Here is a 7,939-nt window from a genome sequence, read left to right as displayed (position 1 = left end):
TTAGATCTGTATTTTGTATTTGTAATAATTTTAAACTCAAAAATATTCTCTAATAAATTTAAATAATTTTATTTCTAAAATATCTATTTTTGACTTCAAATTAAAAAATATATAAACAATTTAATGCATGGATTTTACAATTAATAAAAGCATATTATAAAATAAAATCTCCACAAATCAACAGTAAATTTATGGAGATAAATATTTATAAAAACAAGCTATTTACACTCTCATCATGATAAACTCTTCTTATAACCTCGCCAAAAAGAGGAGCAACGCTTATTATTTTGATTTTATCGCAATCTTGCCTTAGAGGGATAGTGTCAGTAACTACCAATTCATCTAAATTTCCGCCATTTAAATTATCATAAGCTGCACCGCTTAAAACAGCGTGAGTGCAAAATGCCATAACACTTGTTGCACCATTTTGCTTAAATGCCGAAGCTGCTTTTACTATCGTGCCACCAGTATCAATCATATCATCAATTAAAATAACATCTTTACCATTTACATCACCGATAATATTCATAACTTCGCTTTTATTTGCCTCTTCTCTTCTTTTATCGACAATTACCATATCAAGACCTAGTTTTTTTGCCATACTTCTAGCCCTAGCAACTCCGCCAACATCAGGGCTTGCAATGATTGGATTTTTTAAATTTTTAGTTTTTAAATAGTCATTAAATACAATCGAACCATATAAATTATCAACTGGAATATCAAAAAATCCTTGAATTTGACCAGCATGTAAATCCATCGTAACCACTCTATTAATTCCAGCTACTTGCATCATATTTGCCACTAATTTTGCAGTAATTGGAACTCTTGGAGCTGCTTTTCTATCCTGTCTTGCATAGCCAAAATAAGGAACAATTGCAGTTATACTTGAAGCTGAACTTCTTTTTAGAGCATCACTTAATATTAAAAGTTCCATTAAATTTACATTTGCAGGAGCACAAGTGGGCTGTATAATAAAAACATCTCTTCCTCTAACACTCTCTCCGACTTGAACGTTTATTTCACCATCACTAAAACGCTTAATTAAACACTCACTTAAAGGAAGAGATAGATATTTTGAAATTTTTTTAGAAAATTCAACATTTGCAGTACCAGAAAAAATTTTATATCCACGCATAAATAAAAACCTTTTTAAAAAATTTATATAATTTTACCAAATTTAGCTTTAAATTAACCAAATTTAATAAAAATTATTTAATAAATCCACTTGCCAAAACCCTATCAAATTCATCATAAAAAACTGCTAACTGACCAGCTGCTATACCATAAACTGGCTCATAAAGTTTAATCGATGCCCCATTATCGCTTATCAAAACTTTACATTTTATTTTATTGGAACGATATCTTACCTTTACAAAACACTCAAATTCACTATTTAAATCTAAAAATTTATTAAAATTAGATGTTTGAAAACCATAATCCAACAACTCATCTTTCGTTCCTACAAAAATTTCATTATTTTTAGAATCTATTTTAACAACAAAATGAGGCTCATGTGCTCCATTTACGCTAAATCCACGACGCTTTCCAATCGTGTAATGCATATAGCCATTGTGTTTTCCAACTACTTTACCGCTCATATCTTTGACAACTCCTGGAAGATCTGTATTGTAGTGCTTTTTTAAAATATCAATATAAGTGGTATCAACAAAACATATTTCACTGCTCTCTTTTTGTCCAGCAATCTCTAAAAGCTCAGGAAAATTTGCAGCTTCTTTTTTTATATCTGCTTTAAAGCTCTCTCCTAGTGGAAAAATCATATACTTTAAAGCTTTTGGATCGCTATTTGCCAAAAAATAACTTTGATCTTTACTCTCATCCTTTGCTACTTTTAAAAGTCCATTATCAAGTCTTACATAATGACCAGTAGCTAGTTTTTCGCAGCCATTTTTTATAGCAAACTCCAAAAGTTTTCCCAATTTTATCTCTTTGTTGCATAAAGCACAAGGATTTGGAGTCAAGCCATCTTTATAAATTTCTACAAAAGGTGTATAGACTTCTTTTTCAAAATCATCTTGCAAATCTAAAATTTCTGTTTTTATACCTAAAAATTCCCCGACTTTACGAACTTTTCTTATGTTTTCTTCGTGATAGTTAGGTTTATTGTGAAGTTTCATATAACATCCAATCACTTCATAACCATCATCTTTTAGTCTTTTTGCAACCATCGAACTATCAACCCCGCCACTCATAGCAACCATTATTTTCATCTAATTCCTTTATTTACTATTTCACTATGTATTAAATTTATATCATCAGTGAGCGTAAATATAGACAAATCTACCTTAGAAATAGCTTTTTCATATAGTAAAGAACTTTGTAAAAACTCAATTAATGGCTTATAGAATTCAACTCCAAATAAAAAAACTCTAGCATCTATCTTCTTGCATTGAATCAAAACTAAAATTTCAAATAACTCATCTAAAGTTCCAAATCCGCCAGGAAATACAACAAAATTTAAAGACTTTCTAATTAAAGCAACTTTTCTTAAAGATAGGGTTTGAAAGATACTACCTTTTGTTATAAAGTTATTTAACTCTTGCTCATTTGGTAACAAAACATTTATACCAACACTATTTAATGATGAATTTTTTTGATTTTGTATAACTTCAAAAGCTCCTTTATTTGCGGCTTTCATTACACCATCGCCTCCGCCAGTTATTATACTAAAACCAGAATTTGCTAATCTTTTTGCTAACTCATAAGCACTTTTGCAATATAAATTCTGCTCTTCAAATCTAGCAGAGCCAAAAAATGTAACAAATTTTTCATCATCATTTAAAAAATTTTCTAAAATTTCTAAATCATTTAAAATTTTTTCTTTCATAATCTATCTTTCTAAAATTAATATAAACAACCAAGACCAAAGATTACAGGTATCCTATCATAAACTCCTGGGTGTGGAAGAGTTAGCTTATTTGTATTTAAAGTTAAATTTTTATAGTATAATATATCCAAATCAAGGGTTCTTGGAGCATTTTTAAAACTTCTTTTTCTTTTAAAAATTCTTTCAAAATGATTTAAAATTTTTAAAGTCTCATTTGGGGATTTTGATGTTTTAACAACCATCACAGCATTTAAAAAATCTGGTTGTTTTTCATAACCAAAAGCTTTATTCAAAAAAATAGGCGAAGATTGTGTTATGCAAAATCTTCTATCTTTTTTCAAAAGTAAAAAAAACTTCTCAAAATTTTCTTGCACATTGCCTAAATTCCCTCCTAAATTTAGAAAAAACTCATATTTAAAATCATCGCATCTTGTTTGTTTATAAGGAAAAAATTTACTTTTTTTTAAAGAATAAATCTCATCTAATTCAAAAAATGAGTTTTTTCTAAAAACACATCTCATAAAATTTCACAACCACTCTTAGTAACGACAACTACATCTTCTATTCTCACACCAAATTCATTTTCTAAATAAATTCCTGGCTCCACACTAAAAACCATCCCTTCTTCTAGGATAGTTTGACTATTTTTACTGATATTTGGAAACTCATGTATATCAAGACCTACGCCGTGTCCTGTGGAGTGAAAAAAAGCTTTTTCATATCCATTTTTTGCTATAAAAGATCTTGCTACATTATCAATATCACTTGCTAAAGCACCTGGCTTTATAGCTTTTATGGCTAAATTTTGAGCTTCTTTTACAATCTCATAAATTTCATTTTGTTTTTGATTTTTAAATTTTTGTGCTTTACTAAAATTTAAATTACCATCAAAAAATGCAGTTCTTGTCCTGTCAGAACAATATCTTTGAAACTTAACACCTGCATCCATCAAAAACAAATCTCCATTTTTTAAAATTTCTTGAGTTGGTAAAGCGTGAGCTTTTGCTGCATTTTGATTTATAGCAATTATGGGTAGAAATGATAAATCAAGCTCACCTTTTTGTTTTAAAACATTTGAAGCTTCAAAAAATAGCTCTTTTTCGCTCAAATTTGCATTTTCATTGATAAAATCAGCTATTAAATCAAACCCTCTAGCCCCTAAACTAGCAGCTTTTTTAAGTTTTTGAATTTCATCTTGACTCTTTATCATACGCTTTTTTTTAGAAAAAAACGGCTCTTGTTTTAAAAATATTTTAATATCTTTACTAAAAGACAAAAAATCACCATAACTAAAATCAAAAGGATCAAAAACTAGCTCTTTTATGTTAAATTTATCTATTAAATTTTTAGCTTCTTCAAATAATAAATTTGTTTCTATTATTTGAGTATTTATGGCTAAATTTCTAGCTTCTATAGCATATCTTGAGTCTGTTATTAAAAATTTATTTCCATCTAAATTTAGAAAAATTTGATTGTCGCAACTATAACCGCACTCAAAAAATACGCTATTTTCATCTCTTAATACAAAATTACTCTTCATTTGTTTGTTGTGCAGCACTTACAACTTTAATTTGTTCAAAAATTTGAAGCATTCCAATCATAGCAAGATGATAACTAACCGGTCCAAATCCCATAATCTGCCCCGCTACAACTTGTGAGATAAGGCTTTTTTGACGAAATTCTTCTCTCCTTGCAAGATTGCTTATATGAACCTCAATCGCAGGCAAACCCACAGCAGAAATCGCATCTCTAATAGCAACAGAAGTGTGAGTGTAAGCAGCTGGATTTATAATAATGCCATCTGAATCGCCTAAACATTCTTGAATTTTATCTACAATCTCGCCTTCAAAATTACTTTGAAAAAAATCTATCTCAACGCCGTTTTGTTCGGCAACTATTTTCATTTGAGTGTGTATATCTTCCATACTCATCATTCCATAAATGTTTTGCTCTCTTTTGCCAAGCATATTAATATTTGGTCCTTGAATAACTGTGATTTTCATATTTTCCCTCCAAAATTTAAAATTAGGCCGAAATTATATCAAAATATAACTAAATTTTTGCTACAATCAAATTTTAGGAGTAAAAAAATGAAAATTTTAAAAGCAAAATACATTTTAGTTTGTGATGAAAATTTTACAATTTTAAAAAATAAAGCAATTGTTTTTGATGAAGAAATTTTAGACGTTGGCGAGTTTGAAAATTTAATCAAAATTTATAAAAATGCGGATATTTTAGACTTTTCAAAAGATATTGTAATGCCAAATTTTATAAATTTACACACCCATTTAGAATTTAGTGCCAATAAAGCTTCGTTAGTTTATGGAGATTTTTTAAAATGGGTAAATAGTATAGTAAAACAAAGAAATCATCTTGTAAAAGATACTAATAAAATTTTAATCAAAACCCAAATTTTAGAAATGCTTAAATCAGGCGTTGGAACAATAGGCGAAATTTCAAGCTTTGGGCAGAGTTTAGAAGCTATCTTTGAATCAAAAATAAGATGTGTTTATTTTAATGAAATTTTAGGAACAAATGAAGAGATTATAGACAAAAACTGGCAAGATTTCCTGATTAGATTTAGAAAAAGCGAAGAGTTAAAAAGTGATTTATTAATTCCTGGTGTATCTATTCACTCTCCATATTCTACTCATCCTAAATTAACCAAAAAAGCGTGCGAATTTGCAAAATCAAATAACCTTTTAGTATCAACTCATTTTCTAGAAAGCAACCACGAAAATAAATGGCTTAGAAGTAAAAAAGGTGGATTTAAAAAATGGCTTTTAAATTTTGCAAAAAACCCTAAACCACTATATAATATCTCTGAATTTATAGATAATTTTCAAAATATCAGAACTCTTTTTACGCACTGTGTTTATTTAAAAGAGTTTAATCTCTTAGATAAAAATTTGCACTCTATAACGCATTGTGCAGTTTCTAACCGTTTTCTTAGCAAAAAAACTCTAAATTTAAAAAAGGTATTAAAAAATAAAATAAATCTAACAATAGCAACAGATGGTTTAAGCTCAAATATAAGTTTAAATTTTTTTGATGAGTTAAGAGCGAATTTATTTATACACTCAAATTATAATTTACAAAATTTAGCTAAAATCCTACTCATATCCTCAACCCTAAATCCAGCCAAAGCTTTAAATTTAAATTTAGGATCTATAGAATCAAAAAAACTTGCTGATTTTAGTGTTTATGATGGTCTTGAAGTAGAGGATGAATCGCAAATTGCACTAAATTTAATACTGCACACAAAACAAGTAAAAGAAATTTACATAAAAGGAAAAAAATGGGATTTTTAAAAAATATAGGAGAATTTATTGTTGATATATTTAAATTTTTTATAAAAGTTTTTATAGTTTTATTTTTAGTTTCAGTTTTTATCGCTGCATATTCTAATGGCGAAATTTCAAAAATACCAAATCTAGCTGTTATCAAATTAGAAGGACCAATTTTTGATGAAAGTAAAATTTTAAAAGAAATTTATGATATACAAGACAACAAAAACATAAAAGGCGTTTTACTTAAAATAGATAGTCCTGGTGGGGCATTAGCACCAAGCTTTGAAATTTCACAAGCTATAAAAGAGCTAAAGTCAAAAAAGCCTGTAGTAGCTTATGCAAGCGGTACAATGGCAAGCGGAAGCTATTTAAGTGGAGTTTGGGCTACTAAAATTTATGCAAATAAAGGGAGCTTTATAGGTTCTATTGGAGTTATAGTTCAAGGCACAAATATAAAAGATTTAGCAGATAAAATCGGCATAAAAACTCAAATCGTAAAAGCTGGAGATTATAAAGAAGCTGGCACATTTATGAGAAAATGGAGCGATGAAGAGAGGCAGAGTTTGCAAAATTTAGTAGATAAAAGTTATACAATTTTTATAAACGAAGTTGCAAATGCTAGAAATTTGAATATAAAAGATGAGAAAAAATGGGCAAATGCAAGGGTGTTTTTAGCAGATGAGGCTAAAAATTTAGGACTGATTGATGATGTTTCAACTTACAAACAAGCAAAAGATTTAACTCAAAAATTAGCAAATGTAACTGAAGGAATTTGGAAAGAAGACTCAAAATATGAAGAGTTTTTAAACTCCATCTCAACAAAAACTGCAAATTTTATACTAAGTGAGTTTATGATAAAGATAAAATAATACAATTTTTGATATTTATTTTTATTTTTTTATTAAATTAAGTAAATTTAAAGTTAATTTTTATATAATTGACAGAAATTTTATAATCCAATAATAAAGGAGATTAAGATGAAAAAACTTATCTTTATACTTTTGAGTTTTTCCTTTAGTTTGCTTTTTGCTAATAATCAATATGGGATGATTGATTGTCCAAACGGTGAAGCAGTATGTCCTCCTGATCATAATGGAAATTTAAGAGGTAATGGCTGGAAAATATGGCCTCATAAAAACAATTTTGGAAGTGATCAAATAAAATATCAAACAAATTTAAAACGAGTAAATGGGGCTTACTCTGGTTTTACAGGAGAACCTAGTTATATCCCTAAAGAAGGTTTTGTCCAAGGCGATTACGCTACTACTGGTGCTACTGTTTTATTATATGATTTACAAAGCTCTAAAAAAAAAGATTTCAAGAAAAATTGGTATAAACATGCATTCAACACGGGGGGGGGGTTCAGCCTAAATAGCTCTTCTCAAACCCNNAAGATATCGTCTATGCTAGAGTCTTTTGGAGTGGCCAAATATTTGATAATAGTGGTTTTAGAGAACATATTATGACTTATAGATGCACAAAAACACAAAAAATGCAATATCCAAAAAAATATTTAGAATACCTTTCTGATTGGCGTAAAAAACAACACCCTTATTTTAAATATCCAGGTAATTTTTTTAATTCTCTTTGCAAACACGAAAAGCAAAAACATAAAGATGAAACTGGTTGGGACTTGATTAATTGCGATAAGATACAACAAAAAAATATAAATTGGAATTTTAATGATTTTCTTATTCAATTTAGTGATGGAAAAGGATTTAAAAAGAATAATGGATGGGATTTAGAATATTATGAACCAGGCGTGATTATCGACAAACACCATAAAATATATCCAATGATTCAT

9 protein-coding genes are annotated in these 7,939 nt (G+C 28.5%); 3 read left to right on the top strand and 6 right to left on the bottom strand.

Going from position 1 to position 7,939, the window contains the following annotated elements; genetic code table 11:
* Positions 1–205: 205 nt before the first annotated feature.
* The 6 genes from F1B92_RS08420 to aroQ form a co-directional block, all read right to left on the bottom strand.
* A complete protein-coding gene (locus tag F1B92_RS08420; protein WP_154571402.1) occupies positions 206–1,135 on the bottom strand; it encodes a ribose-phosphate pyrophosphokinase in 930 nt (309 codons plus the stop codon).
* A gap of 73 nt (positions 1,136–1,208) precedes the next feature.
* Positions 1,209–2,228 carry a tRNA 2-thiouridine(34) synthase MnmA gene (gene mnmA / locus F1B92_RS08415; protein ID WP_154571401.1) on the bottom strand — a complete coding sequence of 340 codons (1,020 nt, stop codon included), beginning with the start codon at positions 2,226–2,228 and terminating at the stop codon, positions 1,209–1,211.
* Positions 2,225–2,845, bottom strand: coding sequence for an LOG family protein (locus tag F1B92_RS08410; protein WP_154571400.1), 621 nt, complete (start codon positions 2,843–2,845; stop codon positions 2,225–2,227). The genes mnmA and F1B92_RS08410 overlap by 4 nt, the downstream gene beginning before the upstream one ends.
* Before the next feature lie 17 nt (positions 2,846–2,862).
* Positions 2,863–3,366, bottom strand: coding sequence for a 2-amino-4-hydroxy-6-hydroxymethyldihydropteridine diphosphokinase (folK, locus tag F1B92_RS08405; RefSeq protein ID WP_154571399.1), 504 nt, complete (start codon positions 3,364–3,366; stop codon positions 2,863–2,865).
* Positions 3,363–4,385 (bottom strand): M24 family metallopeptidase, encoded by a 1,023-nt coding sequence (locus F1B92_RS08400; RefSeq protein WP_154571398.1) that lies wholly within the window; start codon positions 4,383–4,385, stop codon positions 3,363–3,365. The genes folK and F1B92_RS08400 overlap by 4 nt, the downstream gene beginning before the upstream one ends.
* On the bottom strand, positions 4,375–4,848 hold the full coding sequence (gene aroQ, locus F1B92_RS08395) for a type II 3-dehydroquinate dehydratase (RefSeq protein WP_154571397.1): 474 nt from the start codon (positions 4,846–4,848) through the stop codon (positions 4,375–4,377). The genes F1B92_RS08400 and aroQ overlap by 11 nt, the downstream gene beginning before the upstream one ends.
* Positions 4,849–4,935: 87 nt before the next feature.
* Between aroQ and mqnF the strand changes: the two genes are divergently transcribed.
* From mqnF to F1B92_RS08375, 3 genes are all read left to right on the top strand, one after another.
* Positions 4,936–6,156: an aminofutalosine deaminase family hydrolase gene (gene mqnF / locus F1B92_RS08390; RefSeq protein WP_154571396.1), complete on the top strand. Its 1,221-nt coding sequence runs from the start codon at positions 4,936–4,938 to the stop codon at positions 6,154–6,156.
* Positions 6,144–7,004, top strand: coding sequence for a signal peptide peptidase SppA (sppA, locus tag F1B92_RS08385; RefSeq protein WP_154571395.1), 861 nt, complete (start codon positions 6,144–6,146; stop codon positions 7,002–7,004). Before mqnF ends, sppA begins: the two co-directional genes overlap by 13 nt.
* A 593-nt stretch (positions 7,005–7,597) precedes the next feature.
* A partial coding sequence (locus F1B92_RS08375) for a hypothetical protein (protein WP_154571393.1) occupies positions 7,598–7,939 on the top strand: 342 nt, incomplete at its 3' end.

Origin of the sequence: Campylobacter portucalensis (assembly GCF_009690845.1) — a bacterium.
Classification (GTDB): Bacteria; Campylobacterota; Campylobacteria; order Campylobacterales; family Campylobacteraceae; genus Campylobacter_B; species Campylobacter_B portucalensis.
The sequence above is the reverse complement of the archived record's forward strand: the minus strand, read 5'-3'. Positions and strand labels throughout refer to the sequence as shown.

What these genes read in the sequence shown, in the direction of transcription:
- F1B92_RS08420 (WP_154571402.1), bottom strand. Translation starts at nt 1,135, where the DNA reads ATGCGTGGATATAAAATTTTTTCTGGTACTGCAAATGTTGAATTTTCT.
- mnmA (WP_154571401.1), bottom strand. Translation starts at nt 2,228, where the DNA reads ATGAAAATAATGGTTGCTATGAGTGGCGGGGTTGATAGTTCGATGGTT.
- F1B92_RS08410 (WP_154571400.1), bottom strand. Translation starts at nt 2,845, where the DNA reads ATGAAAGAAAAAATTTTAAATGATTTAGAAATTTTAGAAAATTTTTTA.
- folK (WP_154571399.1), bottom strand. Translation starts at nt 3,366, where the DNA reads ATGAGATGTGTTTTTAGAAAAAACTCATTTTTTGAATTAGATGAGATT.
- F1B92_RS08400 (WP_154571398.1), bottom strand. Translation starts at nt 4,385, where the DNA reads ATGAAGAGTAATTTTGTATTAAGAGATGAAAATAGCGTATTTTTTGAG.
- aroQ (WP_154571397.1), bottom strand. Translation starts at nt 4,848, where the DNA reads ATGAAAATCACAGTTATTCAAGGACCAAATATTAATATGCTTGGCAAA.
- mqnF (WP_154571396.1), top strand. Translation starts at nt 4,936, where the DNA reads ATGAAAATTTTAAAAGCAAAATACATTTTAGTTTGTGATGAAAATTTT.
- sppA (WP_154571395.1), top strand. Translation starts at nt 6,144, where the DNA reads ATGGGATTTTTAAAAAATATAGGAGAATTTATTGTTGATATATTTAAA.